Origin of the sequence: Pseudomonas sp. B21-054 (assembly GCF_026016345.1) — a bacterium.
Lineage (GTDB): Bacteria > Pseudomonadota > Gammaproteobacteria > Pseudomonadales > Pseudomonadaceae > Aquipseudomonas.
Genome location: NZ_CP087204.1, coordinates 2,746,220 through 2,762,479, shown reverse-complemented (window position 1 = coordinate 2,762,479; position 16,260 = coordinate 2,746,220). Strand labels below are relative to the sequence as shown.

The following is a 16,260-nucleotide window of genomic DNA, read 5'->3' as shown; positions in this document are numbered from 1 at the left end:
GCGAGAGAAGACTAAAGGATTGTCTCTCTCACCGTCTTTCCCGGAGGTCGTCAGAGGTTGAAGGAAAACACCACTCTGAGCATCGGAAAAGGTGGGACTACTAACTTTAGGGAAATTTCCCACTTAAAAAAGCATTTTTCTGACATCGAGCTCAAAAAAAATTGCTTTAGATAGGCAAGCCGTCCACACGGTGCTGCCGATTCTAGAGCAGCCAGAGGCGTGGAGACTACCCGAACTACTCGGCAATTCGTCGGTAAACCATAGAAAAGGAATTCACATGGCCACTTTCACAACCCTGATTCAACCTGAAGCCCCGTGTGTCGGAGAAACATCCGATACGTTCGACGGGGTCGATTGCCTGCCTGTGTCGTTGATTCAACCGCGTTACCGGGTCGTCCTGGCCGGCAAGTGTTTTTTCCATATTGAGGAAACATCCACTGGTCGTGTAAGAGGATTCCGCACCGATCATAACGAGGCCTGCTACCTGGCCAGGCATCTCGAACGAAGCGCCTGAGCTCATATACGCCCTCCCATTACTTAACTCAGCCGCCGACAGGCAACTACTGCCATACTGCCGGCCTGCGAAGACCGTCGCCCATCGGCGGATCGCGCACCAACACCATGACTTTTGAAGAGAAGGCGCGACGTGACGGAATTTGATATCGGCGAATTTTTTATCCGGGGCGAAGCCAGAGAGGTCGAAGGCGAGTTCCAGGCCGTCATCGTGATGCGCGCCAAACCGCCCCTGACCACGGTCAGTTGGCACCAAGTGGAAAAGGATCGCTGGTTCAAGACTTCGGAGATCGCGGCCGAGGCCGCCAGGGAAGCAGCCAAGGCGTTAAAGGCGGCGGTGGACGAAGGGGCTTTGAAAGCTTGAGCCCGATCGAACTCCTGACGAGCGCTTGCCTCAGATAAAGGGAAGCAACCCAGGCGCCATGACGGCGCCCACCCCAAGGAGAACCCCATGGAACAGCCTTCGCACGAGCTCAGTACCCTGTTCGACCAACTAGGCCTGCCTTCGGACGGCAACGCCATTGACGATTTCATCATGGCCCACCCACTGGCCCCGGAGATCAAACTGGTGGAGGCCGACTTCTGGTCGGATCAGCAGAAGGACCTACTGAGCGAATGGTTGCTCGCCGACGGCGAAGAGGCGGTGCTGGTGGATCAACTCAACGTGCGCCTGCACGACGGTAAATAACCAACCAAACTGCGTGAACCCTGTGGCGAGGGGATTTATCCCCGCTGGGCTGCTGCGCAGCCCAGCGGGGATAAATCCCCTCGCCACAAAGGTGTCCTGCCACATCGATTCCGTTGAGGCTTAACGCGGTTTCTCGGGTTTATAGCCCAGCCGCAAACCACCCCAATGACGCCCCTTGAGCATGATCGGCACGGAGAGATCGTGCATCAACTCTCCCGTGTCGCGGGTGTAGGTCTGGAGCAGCACGGGTTGTTGGTGGCTGCCGCAGCGAATCCCGGTGCGATCGGAAAATTTGCGCTTGGTCCGGTTATTCAGCGTGTCCACCTGCGGATCGCCGGTCAGTGGCTGGCTGAACACTTTGTTGTGGGTCGGCACGTAGCCTTGCTGGGTGCAGGCAATCGCGAAGACCAGCCCCTCGTGCCGGGCGAGTAACGGTTCCTGGATCGCCGGCAGCACCTGATCGGTGTAACGGTCGAAACGGGTCTGGTACTTGGCGGGCTGGGTGTTGGGGATCGTCTGGTAATTACGGTCGAACAGATCCTCCAGGCTGACACGGCCCTGGTCGATGTCCGCTTCGAACTGCGCCGCGATCTGACTCGCCCCTTCCCGGGCCAGGTCGTAGATCCGTTGGTGATAATCGTCGAGGCCCACTTCAGCCAGGCGTTCGCTGATGGTTTCGGCCTGGCCTTCCATCTGCACCGCCGCTTCGGCCAGGCGCTGGGTCTGCTGATCGCTGATGGAGAGGTCGCTGCGCATCTGCTCGATGGCATGGAACAGGCTGTCGAGTTGTTCGCGGTTGGTGTCGGTGCCCTGGGCGATGGCGCTGACCTGACTCTCGACCCCTTCTGCGAGCCGGGCGATGTTCTCCAGATGCTGGCCGGTGTGCTCGACCTGTTGCACACCGCTGTCCAGATCGGTGGCCAACTGCCGGATCTGCTCCACCACCTGCGCGGTGCGTTGTTGGATGTCCGCCACCATCACCCCCACCTCGCCGGTGGCCGCCGCCGTGCGCCCGGCCAGGCCACGTACCTCATCGGCCACCACTGCGAACCCGCGGCCATGCTCACCGGCCCGTGCCGCCTCGATGGCCGCGTTCAGTGCCAGCAGGTTGGTCTGGCTGGCGATCGACTGGATCACCAGGCTGACCCGCTGGATTTCATCGCTGCGCACGCTCAAGGCCTCGATCAACTCGCGACTGTCGTTGGCGCGCTGGCTGAGCTGGTGCATGCGGCTGATGGACTCCACCAGTTCACTGCGCCCGGCCACGCTGCTGCGATGGGCCTCGCTGGCGGCGCCCAGGGCTTGCTGGCTGAGTTGCGAAGTGGCCTGTTCGGTGGCGATCATCGATTCGGCATTGCTGACGATTTGCGCCGCCGCATCGAGTTGCGACTGGACCTTGCCGGCCAGTTGCTTGACCGAATAGGCAACGCCGGCCGCCGACAACGCGTTATGGCTGGTGGTGTAGGACAAGTCACGGGTCAGCTCAGCCAGTTTGTCGACCGCCGCCGGCGCAGACGTCGCGCCCATGCGCGAGCGCAGGCGCGGTAACCAGACGATGAGCATCACCAAGGGCAGGCCCAGGTAGAGCGACCAGCCACCCAAGGCCATGCCACACAGCAGCAAGGACAGGGCGAGACTCTGCAAGGTCGGCGTCAACCAACGCGCCATGCTTTCTGTCACAGGCACCGAGGCCGGCACCGCACCCGTCAGAGATCCGTCTGTCGCCATGTTCGTCACCCACATTTCTCGTTGTTATGCCCGCATTAAACGCCACTACCGAGCCATTATCCATGGTCCATTAGTCGTGGTCTTGCAGCAGGTCAACGGAAGAAGAAAAACAGGCGCAGGCGAAAGCAAAAAATCGCGGCCTTCGTCAAGAAGGCTGCGATTTTTTTCTTACAGCGCGAATCAAGCTTGACGCTGGTGCTTGTCGATCTGCTCGTGACGTTCCTGGGCTTCGATGCAGTACTTGGTGGTCGGGCTGATCAGCAGGCGCTTGAGGCCAATGGCCTCGCCGCTGTCGTCGCACCAGCCAAAGCTTTCATCGTTGATACGGTCCAGGGCCTGCTCCAGTTGAGGCAGCATGCGCTGGTCGCGATCAATGGCGTTGACCAGCCAGGTCCGCTCTTCTTCTACGGAAGCAGCGTCCGCTGGGTCAGCCGGGGTGTCCAGGCTCTCAATGGCGATTCGGTTCTGTTCGATGCGCTCGTGGGTTTCGACTTTCATGTTCTGCAACAGCTTGGTGAAGAAAGCCAGTTGCTCGGCATTCATGTAGTCATCCGCCGGCATGGCCAGCAACTTTTCCTTTGTCATTGATATCTCTATAGAAAACGTGCATTAAGGCGAATTATGGAGCGTCCCGCAGCGCAGCTGCCACGCTCATCGGGAAGGCGCCGTCTCTTCCAAGCGCCACCCGGCACTCAATTTACGAGGGGCGGCAGTCTAAGGCCGAGTCGAGGCCTCAGCAACTGAAAACATAGGGAAAATGTCCGACAACCCCTTCAAATGTTCTCTGACAGGCTTTTGGTGGTCATCGGAGTGCGTTTATAACAAGAAATTCGGTGTAATAGCTGTATTAAGAAGACAAATGGCAACGCCACGCGGGTCAGGCGTGGCGCATTGTCGCAGTACCGAGGCTTTCAGCGCTTGAGTTTGCGTTTATTACGGTACTGGTCGATGACCACCGCCACCACGATGATCAGCCCTTTGATGATGTCCTGGATGTAGGCGTCGACGCCAACAAAGGTAAAGCCGCTGGCCATTACCCCAAGAATCAGGGCCCCGATCACCGTGCCGGTGATGCGCCCCACGCCGCCTGCCAGGCTGGTACCGCCAATCACCGCCGCGGCAATGGCGTCCAGCTCATAGGACATGCCCATGCCGGCCTGCCCGGTCGCCGCCCGCGCCGAGGCCACCACCCCGGCCAGCCCCGCCAGCAAGCCGGCGATGCTGTAGACGATCACCAGGTGGCGCTTGACGTTGATGCCCGAGGTGCGCGCCGCCTGCATGTTGCCGCCGATGGCGTAGGTGTATTTGCCGTACTTGGTGTAGCGCAGGGCGATGTGGAAGATCACCGCCACCACCAGGAAGATGATCACCGGCATGGCGCCATGGCCGATGGCGGTATAGGAATCGGACAACATGCTCACCGGCTGGCCTTCGGTGTAGTAACGCGCCAGGCCACGGGCCGAGACCATCATGCCGAGGGTGGCAATAAAAGGCGGGATACCGGTCACGGCGATGATGCTGCCATTGATTGCCCCGGCCAGGAGTCCCACGCCAAGCCCCGCCACCACCGGTATCCACACCGGCAAGTCCGTCAGGGAAGGAAACACCGCCCGGGCGAAGTCCGAGGTCTGGGCCAGGCTGGCGGCGATCATCGCCGACAGCGCCAGCACCGAGCCGGACGACAGGTCGATACCGGTGGTGATGATCACCTGGGTCACGCCGATGGCCAGCAGGCCGATGATCGACACCTGCAGGATCATCAGCACCAGGCGCTGGGAGTTCATCAGGAAACTCTGGTCACGCATGATCCAGCCAAACATTTCGAACACCAGGCCGATGCCAATCAGCACCAGGAAGATACTCAGTTCCGTCGGCAGGCGCCGCCGGGACCTGGCCGGTGCTGCTGCGGGTTTGTTTTCCAGTATCGCGTTCATAGCCACTTACCTTTTTTATCTGGACTGACGAGCATCAGGACAAGCCCGAAGCCAATTGCATCACCCGTTCCTGGGTCGCCTCGCTGCGGTCGAGGGTGCCCATCAGGTCGCCTTCATGCATCACCAGCACCCGGTCGCTCATGCCCAGCACTTCCGGCAGCTCCGAGGAAATCATGATCACCGCCATGCCTTCGCTGGCGAGGTAGGAAATCAGCCGGTAGATCTCGGCCTTGGCGCCGACGTCGATGCCACGGGTCGGCTCATCGAGGATCAGGATGCGCGGATTGGTCATCAGCCAGCGCGCCAGCAGCGCTTTCTGCTGGTTGCCGCCGGACAAGGTGTCGATGCACTGCTCCAGGGACGGCGTCTTGACCCGCAGTTTCTTGCACATGTCCTCGCACAAGGCACGCAGGGCTTTCTGCTGGATGAAGCCGTTGCCGACGTAATGGGGCAGCACGGCCATTTCCATGTTTTCCAGCACCGACAAGCAGGGGAACAGGCCACTGAGCTTGCGATCCTCGGTCAACAGGGCAAACCCCTTCTCGATGGCCATGTGCGGGTCGCTGATGCGCACCGGTTGGCCGTCCAGGAGGATTTCACCGCCCGTGCTCGGGGTCACGCCAAAAATCGCCTCGGCCACGTTGGTCCGCCCCGAGCCCATCAACCCGGCGATGCCGAGGATTTCCCCGGCATGCAGGTCGAACGACACCCCTTTGAAGATGCCGTCCAGGCTCAAGTCGCGCACCGACAGCACCAAGTCACCGATGGGTTGTTCCCGAACCGGGAACAACTGGCTCAATTCGCGCCCGACCATCATTGAAATCAGGCTGTCGCCGTCCAGGCTGTCGGCCCGTTGCAGGCCGATGTAGGCACCGTCGCGAAACACCGCCACTTCGTCGGCGATGGCAAACACTTCGTTCATTTTATGGGTGATATAGATGATGCCCTTACCCTGGGACTTGAGGTCGGCAATGATCGAAAACAGATGAGCGACTTCCGTCTCGGTAATGGCCGAGGTCGGCTCGTCCATGATCAGGATGTCGGAGTCGTAGGACACGGCCTTGGCGATCTCGACCATCTGCCGCTCGGCAATGCTCAGGTTGCCCACCTGCTCCTCGGGATCGAGCTTGATGCGCAGGCGTTCCAGCAGCTGGGCGGTGCAACGGTGCATCTCGCCATGGTCGACCATGTGCAGGCCGTTGAGTTGTTCACGGCCGATCCAGATGTTCTCGGCGATGCTCATGTGGGGCATCAGGTTCAGTTCCTGATGGATCATCGCAATGCCGGCCTGCAACGCCGCCAGCGGCGTGTCGAACGTCACCGGCTTGCCCCGCAGGCGGAGTTCGCCGGCGTCCGGTTGGTAGATACCGGCGATGATTTTCATCAGGGTGGATTTGCCGGCTCCGTTTTCACCCATCAGGGCCAGGACGGAGCCTGGCCGGACCCGCAGTTGCACATCGGACAGGGCCACCACGCCGGGAAAGCCTTTGCTGACATTGACGACTTCCAGCAGGTACGGTTCTTCAGATAATACGTCCGGCGGGACAACCCTCGCCGGGGCGCTCGAAGCAGTCGCTGAAGCGAACATGATCAGGTACTCCCTCGGCAAGGTCGGCGTGCGACCTCGCCTGCTTATTGTTGTGGTGGGGCCGGGTTGAACGTCACTTGAACTGATCGACGTTTTCCGGCGTGATCAAGCGGTACGGCACCCAGACGGCCTGCTCGACCGGCTGCTTCTTGACCATTTTCACCGCCGTGTCGATCGAGCCATCGGCCTGGCCCTTGGCGTCCTGGAACACCGAGACCGCCATTTCGCCTTTCTTGATCGCGTTCAAACCGTCCGGCGTGCCATCGACCCCGGCAATCAATACGCTGCCCTTCTCGGTGCCCGCTTGCTTGAGGGCCATGGCGGCGCCAATGGCCATCTCGTCGTTGTTGGCCACCACCGCCTGGAACTCGCGCCCTTGGGTCAGCCAGTCGTTGACCAGGGTCATGCCCTTGTCGCGCAACCAGGTGCCGGTCTGTTCCTGTTCGATCTTGATGCCCGGGTACTTGGCCAGCACATCCTTGACGCCCTTGGTGCGGTTGGTGGTGGAGTTGTTGGCCAAGTCCCCCAGCAGGATCACGATGTCGCCCTTGCCGCCCATTTTTTCAGCCAGGTATTGCATCTGCATGCGACCGGCTTCCAGGTCGTCGGAGGCCACGGTGACCACGCCTGCCGGCAGTTTCAGGTCGTCGGGGCGGCGATTGACGTAGACCAGCGGGATACCGGCGGCAACGGCGGCCTTGGTGATGCGTTGGGTCGCGGCGGTGTCCACCGGATTGACGATGATCGCGTCGACCTTCTGGCTGATGAAGCTTTCCACCTGGCTCAGCTGCTTGACCACGTCACTGCGGGCATCTTCGAACTGCAGGGTGACGCCGTCCGGCAGGGACTTGGCTTTCTTGTCCATGGATTCGCGCAGGTAAGTCAGCCAGGTGTCATCGAACTGGGACATGCTGACACCGATCTTCAAGTCCGCCAGGGCAGCGCCGCTGGTGAGCATCAACGACAGGGCCAGCGAGGCGATACGGGTCTTGGTCTTCATGAACGGTCTTTCTCCACTTTGTTGTTGGTTTTATGGATAAGGCGTAGCGGATCAGGAACGCGGCAAACGCACGATGGGCGCGCCGGGCATGCAACACACGATGGCGTCCTTGCGCTGGATGCACAGGGATTCGAACAGGGGAAGGATTGCGGACAGGCGCAGCAGATGTGGCAGGTGAAACGCAGAACGGCTGAAGGTTTTCATCGACGGTACCTAGCTGTGTTTCTTGTTTTTGTTTCGTCCGTCATCCATTCAAGGCTGGCTTGGCAGGAGGCGGACGGGATTGTCGGTAACCTGGAATCGACTTTATTGGAAAATATTTTCCATATCAACTGATTTTAGAATTTTATTCGTTTTTTATTCCATGACCGACAGGCGTGGTCAACAGCAGCACTTCGCCCTGCTCGGCGCTCTGCCTGGCCGCGTCCAGAATGCGCGTGGTCGCCAGTGCATCACGGGCCTCCACCGGCAGAGGACCGGCGCTCTGCAACGCGGTTTGCAGACGTTGGTAGAACTCGATCCAGCAGCCCCGCTCCGAGGTCACCCGCTCGCGCTCGGTGCCGTGCTCGAACCAACCCCAGCGCCGATGTTCTTCGGCGCCCCAGCGCTCGCCCTCGGTCGCCGGGCTCAACCCCGCGAGCGCCTGGGCTTCCTGGCCATCCAAACCTTCGACGGTATAGCAACCCTGGGTGCCGTTGACCCGGAAACGTGGGCGCGGAGCGTTTTGCACGCAATTGCCGCTCAGGTGAGAGATCACGCCGCTGGCATGGGTCAAGGACATAAAGAAGCCGTTGTCGAACACTTGGTCTGGCAGGCGGTAGTCCAGCTCGGCGTAGACCCTGGTCACTGGCCCGAACAATTGCAGCGCCTGGTCCACCAGATGGCTGCCGAGATCGCGCAGGAATCCACCACCGCTGCCTTTCCCCACCGACGTTGGCGAATAGCGCTCGACACTGGACTCAAAACGAATGACCTGGCCCAAGGCGCCGGATGCCAGCAGCTTGCGCAGGGTCAGGAAATCCGAATCCCAGCGACGATTCTGGTACACACAGAGCTGCACATTGCACCGCTCGGCCGCCACCACCATCGCTTCAGCCTCGGCGGCATCGCGGGCAAACGGTTTGTCGCTGACCACGGCCACGCCACGTTCGATGGCTTCCATCACCACGGCCGGGCGGCCGTCCAAAGGCGTGGACACCACCACCGCATCGATGCCCGCCGCCACCAGTTCGGCGAGGGTGTCAAAAGCCTGGACGTGTGGGTAATCACTCGCCAACTGCTGGCGTCGCTCGACGGACCGGGTCACCACGCCGACGAACGTAGCCCCCGGCAGGCTGCTGATCAGCGGCGCGTGAAAAAACCGCCCACCCTTGCCGTAGCCGACTAGTCCGATTCGCATGAAAACTCCTTGTCTGGGTATAACGTCGGCCCCTGTGGGAGCGAGCTTGCTCGCGATAGCGTCGGATCAGCCAGTATCAGTGTGCCTGACCCACCGCTATCGCGAGCAAGCTCGCTCCCACAAGGGATGTATTTAGCCGTAGAAGGGCGGGCGCTCGGGCAAGCTGACCTTGACGATCTGCCCACTCTGCTGCGCCTCAATACAGGCATCCGCCGCCACCGCTGCGGCAAAGCCGTCCCAGGCCGACGGTCCTCCCACCTGCCCGGCGCGCACGCCGTCGATGAAGGCCTGCAATTCGACATCGTAGGCCGCGATGAAACGGTCCTTCCAATCCATCAGGATCGCATTGGACAGCTTGGCGCCGCTGCGCAGTTGCACCTGGGACGGTTCCGGCAGCTTGGCGATACCGGTCTCCCCCACCACTTCGCACTGGATGTCATAACCGTACTGGCAATTGACGAACACCTCGACGTCGATGCGCGTGCCCCGGGCAGTTTCCAGGAGGACGATCTGCGGGTCTTTCAAATGGGCATGGGCCTTGCTGGTCTTGCGCGGGAAGACCACCTGCACCGAGACGTAGTCATCGGCCAGCAACCAGCGCAACACATCCAGCTCATGGATCAGGGTGTCGGTGATCGCCATGTCGGTCTTGTAGTTCTCGCCCACACTCGGGTTGCGGTGGGCGCAGTGCAGCATCAACGGCTCGCCGATCTGGCCGCTGTCGATCACCGCCTTGAGCGCCCGATAGCCTTCATCGTAGGGGCGCATGAACCCCACCTGCACCAGGCGCTTGCCATGGGCCACCTCGGCCTCGACGATCTTGCGGCAGCCTTCGGCCGTGACCGCCAGGGGCTTTTCGCAGAACACCGGTTTGCCCGCCGCAATCGCCGCCAGCACGAATTCTTCATGGCTCGGGCCCCAGGAGGTGACGAGGATCGCCTCCACGTCCGGCGCCTTGATCAACGCATGACCGTCGGGGTAGACCTCGGCGGTCAGCTTGAGATCGGCAACGACCTTGGCCGCTTGTTGCAGGTTGATGTCGGTCACCGCCACCACCTGGCTGTTGAGCAAGGTCTGGCTGCAACGACGGATATGGTCCTGGCCGATGGCCCCGGTGCCGATGACGCCCAGCTTCAAAGACATGTAGAACTCCTTTCGTAGGGTTGGGGCAATTAATACTGACGGGCCTGGGCCAGTCGTTCATTGAGGGCCTTGGCGACGGCATCGGTGCGGGCACTGGTAGAGACCTGCGCCACGCCCACCCGCCACCACGACAGGTAGCTGTGAATCATGGTCTTGGGCAGGACCTTGATGTCGATCAAGGTGGAGACCGTCTGGCGCTGCGCATCCGCCAGGGCCGCGCGCAGTTCCTCCAGGGTCGTCACCTTGTAGGTCTTGCAGCCATAGGCCGCGGCACTCATGGCGAAGTCCACCGGCACGAAGGCGCCGTCGAGCTTGCCGGTGTCCGGGTTGCGGAAACGGAACTCGGTGCCGAAGCTGTCCATGCCATTTCCCATCTGCAAATTGTTGATGCAGCCGAAGGCCATGTTGTCCAACAGCACCACGTTGATCTTGCGCCGCTCCTGGATCGAGGTCGCCAGTTCCGAGTGCAGCATCATGTAGGAGCCATCGCCGACCAGGGCGTACACCTCTTTATCGGGCTGGGCGAGTTTCACGCCCAAGGCCGCGTTCACCTCATAACCCATGCACGAATAGCCGTACTCGACGTGATAGGTGTTCACGCCCTTGCTGCGCCAGGCGCGTTGCAAGTCGCCGGGCAAGCTGCCGGCGGCGGCGACGATAATCGCATCGTCGGCCAGGGTTTCGTTGAGGGTGCCCAGCACGCGGCTCTGGGTCAGGCAGGAGCCGGTGAGTTCGATGAATTCGCGAAACACCGCCGGGTCCATGTGGTCGTCGATTTCCGGGAGGAAATCCTCGGTTTGATAATCGGCCTGGTAAATCCGATCGACCTCGGCGTCCAACTGGGCCTTGGCGTCGGCGATCTGCCCACCCCATTCAGCGCGATAGTCGCCCAGCGCGGCGGACAGCGACTCCAGGCCCGAGCGGGCGTCGGCCAGCAGTTGCACGCCGTCGAGCTTCAAGGCGTCGCAGGGGCTGATATTGAGATTGAGGAACTGCACATCCGGGTGCTGGAACAACCATTTGGAGCCGGTGGTGAAATCGCTGTAGCGCGTGCCGATGCCGATGATCAGGTCGGCCTTTTTGGCCAGCAGGTTCGCCGCCAGGCAGCCGGTCTCGCCGACGCCGCCGACGTTCAGCGGATGGCTGGACACCACCGCACTCTTGCCGGCCTGGGTCTCGGCGAAGGGAATCGCGAAGCGCTCGGCAAAGGCCTGCAACGCCGCGTTGGCCCCGGAGTACCGCACGCCGCCGCCACAGATGATCAACGGTCGGCGCTTGCCTTTGAGCAGCGCCAGGGCATCACCGAGCATCGCTTCGGTAGCCGGACGGCGGTCGATGCGGTGCACGCGTTTTTGCAGGAAGTAATCCGGGTAATCATAAGCTTCGGCCTGCACGTCCTGGGGCAACGCCAGGGTCACCGCGCCGGTTTCAGCTGGGTCGGTGAGTACGCGTATGGCCTGGATCGCCGCGGTCATCAGCTGTTCGGGGCGGTTGATCCGATCCCAGTATTTGCTCACGGCCTTGAACGCATCGTTGGTGCTGATGCTCAGGTCGTGGAATTGCTCGATCTGCTGCAACACCGGGTCCGGCTGGCGACTGGCGTAGACATCGCCGGGCAACAACAGCAACGGGATCCGGTTGGCCGTCGCGGTGGCCGCGGCCGTCAGCATGTTCGCCGCGCCAGGGCCGACCGACGAGCTGCAAGCGTAGATCTTGCGCCGCAGGTGCTGCTTGGCAAAACCGATAGCCGCGAGGGCCATGCCCTGTTCGTTACGGCCCTGATGGACCACCAGGTCGCCACTGTCCTGTTCCAGCGCCTGGCCCAGGCCCAACACATTGCCGTGGCCGAAAATGGTAAAGACCCCGGCGACGAACTTGCTCTGGACGCCATCGACCTCGATGTACTGGTTATCGAGGAATTTCACCAGGGCCTGGGCCATGGTCAGTCGTGTTGTGGTCATGCTTGCACCTTTTCAAACGCAACTCGGTCAAGTGTGGGAGCGAGCTTGCTCGCGATAGCGGTATTTCAGGCGACTTATCAGTTGAATGTGCTGCCGCCATCGCGAGCAAGCTCGCTCCCACAAGGGTTCTTCATCAGGACAATAGTTGTGTCAGGCCTGGGGATTGCGCAGGTGATTCATGCTCGCCCCCAACGCCTGGCGGATATCAGCCAGTTCATGGACGCTCTCGGCAAACGGTTCGAAGGACAGGTAGCCCTCATACCCGCCGGCCCGCAACGCCTCGATCTGCCTGGCATTGCCCAGGATGTCGGCCTCGCCGACCAGCACACGGTGGCCGTCGCGAATGGTCGCCAAGGGCGCCTGGGCATCTTCGACACCGGAGATGTGCACCAGCCCGGTCAGTTCGGGAAAGTACTCTTGCTCCCCCGCCAGATGATGGTGGAAGGTGTCATGCACCAGGCGGAACACATCCAGCCCGTCAATAGCCTGGATCGCGTCCACGGCGGTGCGCTTGCGGCGCAGCGAGCATTCTTCGAAACCCAGGGGTTCGATGAAGCCGTAGATGCCGAAGGCCCGCAGGATCGGCGCCAGCTCGCTGAGGGCGGTACGCAGCCCCGCCGCCCGTTCAGCCTCGCTGCGCGGGTCGGCGCGGTCGTTGAGCGGGCACATCACCAACCCTTCGGCACCGCATTCGCGGGCATAGTCGGCCAGCCTCACCGCCTGGGCACGACGCTCCTCGTTCCACACGTCGAAAGGGTAAAGGGCATTGATCGACAGCACCTTGATGCCCCTTTCCTCACACAACTCGCGCACACGACCGGGCGCCATGCCGTCTTCGATCTCGACCCCCTTCAGATCGTTGCGGATCTCAATGGCATCGGTTTTCAACGCCAGCGCCAGGTCAATGAATTCGGGCAGTGACAGGCGCGGGGCAACCATTCGATTCAAGGCAAAACGCAGGGGCTTATTCATTGTTGTTCTCCCTCCGGCACTGTAGAAAACGAGTTATTGGGCAGTCGGCATGCTGAACTCAGGACCCTTGGCGATGCTGTCGGGCCAGCGCTGCATCACGCTTTTATAACGGCTGTAGAAGCGCAGGCCTTCTTCGCCGTAGGCATGGTGATCGCCGAACAGCGAGCGTTTCCAGCCACCGAAGGAGTGCCAGGCCATGGGCACCGGAATCGGCACGTTGATCCCCACCATGCCGACCTTGATGCTGCGGGCAAACGCTCGGGCGATGCCACCGTCACGGGTGAAGCACGACACCCCGTTGCCGAACTCATGGGCGTTGATCAAGGCCACGGCGCTGGCGAAATCCGGCACGCGAACGATCCCCAGCACCGGGCCGAAGATCTCTTGCTGGTAGATGCTCATCTCGGCGGTGACCTGGTCGAACAACGTCGCCCCGACAAAGAACCCCTGCTCAGCCCCTGGCACCGTGAAGCCACGACCGTCGACGATCAGGCGGGCACCCTCGGCGACACCGGCGTCGATGAAGCCTTCCACCTTGGCCTTGTGCACGGCGGTGACCAGCGGCCCCATGTCGGTACCAGGCTGCTGGCCATTGCCGATCTTCAGTTGATCAATGCGGGGCAACAGTCTGGCAATCAACTCATCCCCCACATCACCCACCGCAACGGCGATGGAAATTGCCATGCAGCGTTCGCCGGCCGAGCCGTAGGCCGCACCGATCAACGCATCCGCCGCCTGGTCGAGGTCGGCGTCGGGCATGACGATCATGTGGTTCTTCGCCCCGCCCAGGGCCTGGACACGCTTGCCGCGCGCCGTGCCTTGCTGGTGGATGTATTCAGCGATGGGCGTGGAGCCGACAAAGGAAATCGCCTCGATGTCCGGGTGCTGCAACAGCGCATCCACCGCCACTTTGTCACCCTGGACCACGTTGAACACACCGTCTGGCAATCCGGCTTCAGTCAACAGACGAGCCATCAACAAACTGGCGGACGGATCACGCTCCGAAGGCTTGAGGATGAAGCAGTTACCGGCGACCAGCGCCAGGGGGATCATCCACAAAGGCACCATCACCGGGAAGTTGAACGGCGTGACCCCGGCGCAAACACCCAGGGGCTGGCGTAGGTTCCAGTTGTCGATGCCGCCACCAATGTTGTCGCTGAAATCGGTCTTGAGCAGGTTCGGCGCGCCGCAGGCGTATTCGACGATCTCGATGCCGCGGGTGACTTCGCCGTGGGCGTCGGACAGTACCTTGCCGTGCTCCCGGCTGATGATCAGCGCCAATTCATCGTGGTGCCGATCGAGCAATTCCTTGAACTTGAACATCACCCGCGAGCGGCGCAATGACGACTGCTCGGACCAGGCCGGGAACGCCGCCAGCGCCGAAGCCACCGCCGCGTCGACGATACTCGGTTCGGCCAGGGCCACCCGGGCCTGCACCGCACCGGTGGCCGGGTTGAAGACATTGCTCAGGCGCGCGTTGTCGCTGGCCTGAATTCGACCGTCGATGTAATGGCCTACTACCGGGGCGTCGCTCATTGTTCTTGTTCTCCATGGAAGGTGTGGCATTCATTCAGAGGTCGAGCAGCCAACTGTGCTGCGGATCGTTATGGAACTGCCAGACCCGCTTCGGGCCGGCCATGACGTTCAGGTAGTACGACTCGTACCCGTAGGGCACGCTGACCGGGTGGTACCCCTTGGGCACCACCACCAGGTCGCTGTTCTCCACCGCCATGGCCTGGTCGATGCTGCGGTCGTCGGTGTAGACCCGCTGGAACACGAACCCCTGGGACGGGTTGACCTGGTGGTAATAGGTTTCCTCCAGGAAGCTCTGGTGCGGCAGGTCATCGGTGTCGTGTTTGTGCGGCGGGTAGCTCGACGAGTGACCCGACGGCGTGCGCACCTCCACCACCAGCAGCGAATGGGCCGGCTCGCTATCGGGCAGGATGTCGCAGACATAGCGGGTGTTGGCGCCCTTACCCCGCACACTGCGCTTCATGCTGTCGGGACGGATCAAGCGCGGGCCGTATTCGTTTTGGGCCGAACCCGGCGCGGCACACACAGCGATCTGTACATCGCTGAGGGCGATCACCTGGGCCTGGCTGCCGGGCGGCAGGTAGGCGGCATAGGGTGATTTGTCCTCGAACACCGACTGGCGATCCCCCAGGTTGTCCCAATCGAACGCGCCCTGCCCCGGCGCTTCGCCCTTGAGGCTGATGCGCCCGCTGAGCAGCACCAGGCACAATTCCTTGTCGCCAGCGGCCACCGGCAGGGTTTCACCGAGGCTCAAGCGATAGGCGGAAAACCCGACGTATTTCAGTTCGCCATGGGGCAACTGGACCATGGTCTGGCCGTCTGGATGGCTTTTGATCAACAGGCTCATGACGCACTCCTTTCCAGCAAGGTACGCAGGGTGTCGTAGCCCTTCTTAGCGTAGGCATAACTTGGCGCCACGGCGGGGTCCTGCTCGGCCTCCACCACCAGCCAGCCTTGGTAATCGGCGGCCAACAGCACGTCCAGCAACGCGGCGAAATCAATGTCGCCGTCCCCCGGCACGGTGAAGGTGCCGTTGATGATGCAGTCGGGAAAGCTCCAGAGGTTGTTGCGCGCCAGTTGCACCACCGGTTTGCGCACGTCCTTGAAATGCACATGGCAGACCCGTTCGATGTGCTTGCGCAAGACCTGCAGCGGTTCGCCGCCGCCCATGTAGCAGTGACCCGAATCGAACAACAGGCCCACTTCACTGCCGGTCAGGGCCATCAATTTATCGATGTCAGCGGGCGACTCGACGTAGGCGCCCATGTGGTGGTGATAGGCCAGGCGCACGCCTTGGGACAAGGTGAAACGCGCCAGCTCAGTGAGCCTTTCGGCGTAGGCCTGCCAGGCCGCGTCGGTGTGGAAACGCGGCCGTTCGATCAATGGGATGCGCTGGCCCTGAATGGAATCGGCGACCTCGCCGTACACCAGCACGTTGGCGCCATTCTGTGCCAGCAGCTCGACGTGGCTGGCGATCGCATCGATCTCCTCGGCCGCCGAACGCCGGGCCAGGCGGCTGGAATACCAGCCGGAGACCAGCGCCAAGTCGTACGGCCGCAACACATCGCCGACGCCCTTGGCGTCCTTGGGGAACTTGCCATTGAGTTCGAAACCTTCGTAGCCGATGGCCTTGCCTTCACTCAGCGCCGTGCTCAACGGCGTTTCGCCGCCCAGGGAAGGCAGGTCGTCGTTGCTCCAGGAAATCGGGTTGATGCCAATTCGAATAGCGGGCATGGCTGCACCTTTTATTGTTTTTCATAACCATTGAAAGCGACGATAAACCCTGTGGGAGCGAGCTTGC

Annotated in this window: 16 protein-coding genes; 3 read left to right on the top strand and 13 right to left on the bottom strand. The window is 61.6% G+C overall.

Annotated elements, in window-relative coordinates; translation table 11 throughout:
* The first annotated feature begins 277 nt into the window (after positions 1-277).
* The 3 genes from LOY70_RS12510 (at position 278) to LOY70_RS12500 (ending at position 1,201) form a co-directional block, all read left to right on the top strand.
* Entirely contained in the window at positions 278-514 is a 237-nt protein-coding gene (locus LOY70_RS12510; RefSeq protein WP_123341460.1) for a hypothetical protein, read from the top strand.
* 132 nt (positions 515-646) lie between these two features.
* Positions 647-877, top strand: coding sequence for a hypothetical protein (locus LOY70_RS12505; protein ID WP_025213220.1), 231 nt, complete (start codon positions 647-649; stop codon positions 875-877).
* 87 nt (positions 878-964) lie between these two features.
* On the top strand, positions 965-1,201 hold the full coding sequence (locus tag LOY70_RS12500; RefSeq protein ID WP_025213219.1) for a DUF2789 family protein: 237 nt from the start codon (positions 965-967) through the stop codon (positions 1,199-1,201).
* Between the two features lie 120 nt (positions 1,202-1,321).
* Here LOY70_RS12500 and LOY70_RS12495 read toward each other — a convergent pair whose 3' ends face one another.
* The 13 genes from LOY70_RS12495 to iolE form a co-directional block, all read right to left on the bottom strand.
* The gene (locus tag LOY70_RS12495; RefSeq protein WP_265037054.1) at positions 1,322-2,929 is read right to left on the bottom strand and encodes a methyl-accepting chemotaxis protein; all 1,608 of its coding nucleotides are present in this window, start codon (positions 2,927-2,929) and stop codon (positions 1,322-1,324) included.
* A 180-nt stretch (positions 2,930-3,109) separates the two neighbouring features.
* On the bottom strand, positions 3,110-3,514 hold the full coding sequence (locus LOY70_RS12490) for a TraR/DksA family transcriptional regulator (RefSeq protein WP_123341462.1): 405 nt from the start codon (positions 3,512-3,514) through the stop codon (positions 3,110-3,112).
* A gap of 326 nt (positions 3,515-3,840) precedes the next feature.
* Complete coding sequence (locus LOY70_RS12485; RefSeq protein ID WP_265037052.1) at positions 3,841-4,863, bottom strand: ABC transporter permease; 1,023 nt, start codon at positions 4,861-4,863, stop codon at positions 3,841-3,843.
* Between the two features lie 34 nt (positions 4,864-4,897).
* Positions 4,898-6,451, bottom strand: coding sequence for a sugar ABC transporter ATP-binding protein (locus tag LOY70_RS12480; protein WP_265037050.1), 1,554 nt, complete (start codon positions 6,449-6,451; stop codon positions 4,898-4,900).
* A 73-nt stretch (positions 6,452-6,524) separates the two neighbouring features.
* The gene (locus tag LOY70_RS12475) at positions 6,525-7,451 is read right to left on the bottom strand and encodes a sugar ABC transporter substrate-binding protein (RefSeq protein WP_265037048.1); all 927 of its coding nucleotides are present in this window, start codon (positions 7,449-7,451) and stop codon (positions 6,525-6,527) included.
* A 51-nt stretch (positions 7,452-7,502) separates the two neighbouring features.
* Positions 7,503-7,655: a hypothetical protein gene (locus tag LOY70_RS12470; RefSeq protein ID WP_265037046.1), complete on the bottom strand. Its 153-nt coding sequence runs from the start codon at positions 7,653-7,655 to the stop codon at positions 7,503-7,505.
* 142 nt (positions 7,656-7,797) lie between these two features.
* Positions 7,798-8,850, bottom strand: a complete 1,053-nt coding sequence (locus LOY70_RS12465) for a Gfo/Idh/MocA family protein (RefSeq protein WP_265037044.1) — start codon at positions 8,848-8,850, stop codon at positions 7,798-7,800.
* Between the two features lie 132 nt (positions 8,851-8,982).
* Positions 8,983-9,993: a Gfo/Idh/MocA family protein gene (locus LOY70_RS12460; protein ID WP_265037042.1), complete on the bottom strand. Its 1,011-nt coding sequence runs from the start codon at positions 9,991-9,993 to the stop codon at positions 8,983-8,985.
* A gap of 29 nt (positions 9,994-10,022) precedes the next feature.
* Positions 10,023-11,954 carry a 3D-(3,5/4)-trihydroxycyclohexane-1,2-dione acylhydrolase (decyclizing) gene (gene iolD / locus LOY70_RS12455; protein ID WP_265037040.1) on the bottom strand — a complete coding sequence of 644 codons (1,932 nt, stop codon included), beginning with the start codon at positions 11,952-11,954 and terminating at the stop codon, positions 10,023-10,025.
* Positions 11,955-12,104: 150 nt separating this feature from the next.
* Positions 12,105-12,926 (bottom strand): TIM barrel protein, encoded by an 822-nt coding sequence (locus tag LOY70_RS12450; protein ID WP_265037038.1) that lies wholly within the window; start codon positions 12,924-12,926, stop codon positions 12,105-12,107.
* A 33-nt stretch (positions 12,927-12,959) separates the two neighbouring features.
* On the bottom strand, positions 12,960-14,462 hold the full coding sequence (locus tag LOY70_RS12445; RefSeq protein WP_265037036.1) for a CoA-acylating methylmalonate-semialdehyde dehydrogenase: 1,503 nt from the start codon (positions 14,460-14,462) through the stop codon (positions 12,960-12,962).
* 34 nt (positions 14,463-14,496) lie between these two features.
* A complete protein-coding gene (gene iolB / locus LOY70_RS12440) occupies positions 14,497-15,306 on the bottom strand; it encodes a 5-deoxy-glucuronate isomerase (protein WP_265037034.1) in 810 nt (269 codons plus the stop codon).
* Positions 15,303-16,193, bottom strand: a complete 891-nt coding sequence (gene iolE, locus LOY70_RS12435; protein WP_265037033.1) for a myo-inosose-2 dehydratase — start codon at positions 16,191-16,193, stop codon at positions 15,303-15,305. The genes iolB and iolE overlap by 4 nt, the downstream gene beginning before the upstream one ends.
* Between the last annotated feature and the right edge of the window lie 67 nt (positions 16,194-16,260).

What these genes read in the sequence shown, in the direction of transcription:
- LOY70_RS12470 (WP_265037046.1), bottom strand. Translation starts at nt 7,655, where the DNA reads ATGAAAACCTTCAGCCGTTCTGCGTTTCACCTGCCACATCTGCTGCGC.
- iolD (WP_265037040.1), bottom strand. Translation starts at nt 11,954, where the DNA reads ATGACCACAACACGACTGACCATGGCCCAGGCCCTGGTGAAATTCCTC.
- LOY70_RS12450 (WP_265037038.1), bottom strand. Translation starts at nt 12,926, where the DNA reads ATGAATAAGCCCCTGCGTTTTGCCTTGAATCGAATGGTTGCCCCGCGC.
- LOY70_RS12460 (WP_265037042.1), bottom strand. Translation starts at nt 9,993, where the DNA reads ATGTCTTTGAAGCTGGGCGTCATCGGCACCGGGGCCATCGGCCAGGAC.
- LOY70_RS12495 (WP_265037054.1), bottom strand. Translation starts at nt 2,929, where the DNA reads ATGGCGACAGACGGATCTCTGACGGGTGCGGTGCCGGCCTCGGTGCCT.
- LOY70_RS12490 (WP_123341462.1), bottom strand. Translation starts at nt 3,514, where the DNA reads ATGACAAAGGAAAAGTTGCTGGCCATGCCGGCGGATGACTACATGAAT.
- LOY70_RS12475 (WP_265037048.1), bottom strand. Translation starts at nt 7,451, where the DNA reads ATGAAGACCAAGACCCGTATCGCCTCGCTGGCCCTGTCGTTGATGCTC.
- LOY70_RS12465 (WP_265037044.1), bottom strand. Translation starts at nt 8,850, where the DNA reads ATGCGAATCGGACTAGTCGGCTACGGCAAGGGTGGGCGGTTTTTTCAC.
- iolE (WP_265037033.1), bottom strand. Translation starts at nt 16,193, where the DNA reads ATGCCCGCTATTCGAATTGGCATCAACCCGATTTCCTGGAGCAACGAC.
- LOY70_RS12510 (WP_123341460.1), top strand. Translation starts at nt 278, where the DNA reads ATGGCCACTTTCACAACCCTGATTCAACCTGAAGCCCCGTGTGTCGGA.
- LOY70_RS12500 (WP_025213219.1), top strand. Translation starts at nt 965, where the DNA reads ATGGAACAGCCTTCGCACGAGCTCAGTACCCTGTTCGACCAACTAGGC.
- iolB (WP_265037034.1), bottom strand. Translation starts at nt 15,306, where the DNA reads ATGAGCCTGTTGATCAAAAGCCATCCAGACGGCCAGACCATGGTCCAG.
- LOY70_RS12485 (WP_265037052.1), bottom strand. Translation starts at nt 4,863, where the DNA reads ATGAACGCGATACTGGAAAACAAACCCGCAGCAGCACCGGCCAGGTCC.
- LOY70_RS12480 (WP_265037050.1), bottom strand. Translation starts at nt 6,451, where the DNA reads ATGTTCGCTTCAGCGACTGCTTCGAGCGCCCCGGCGAGGGTTGTCCCG.
- LOY70_RS12445 (WP_265037036.1), bottom strand. Translation starts at nt 14,462, where the DNA reads ATGAGCGACGCCCCGGTAGTAGGCCATTACATCGACGGTCGAATTCAG.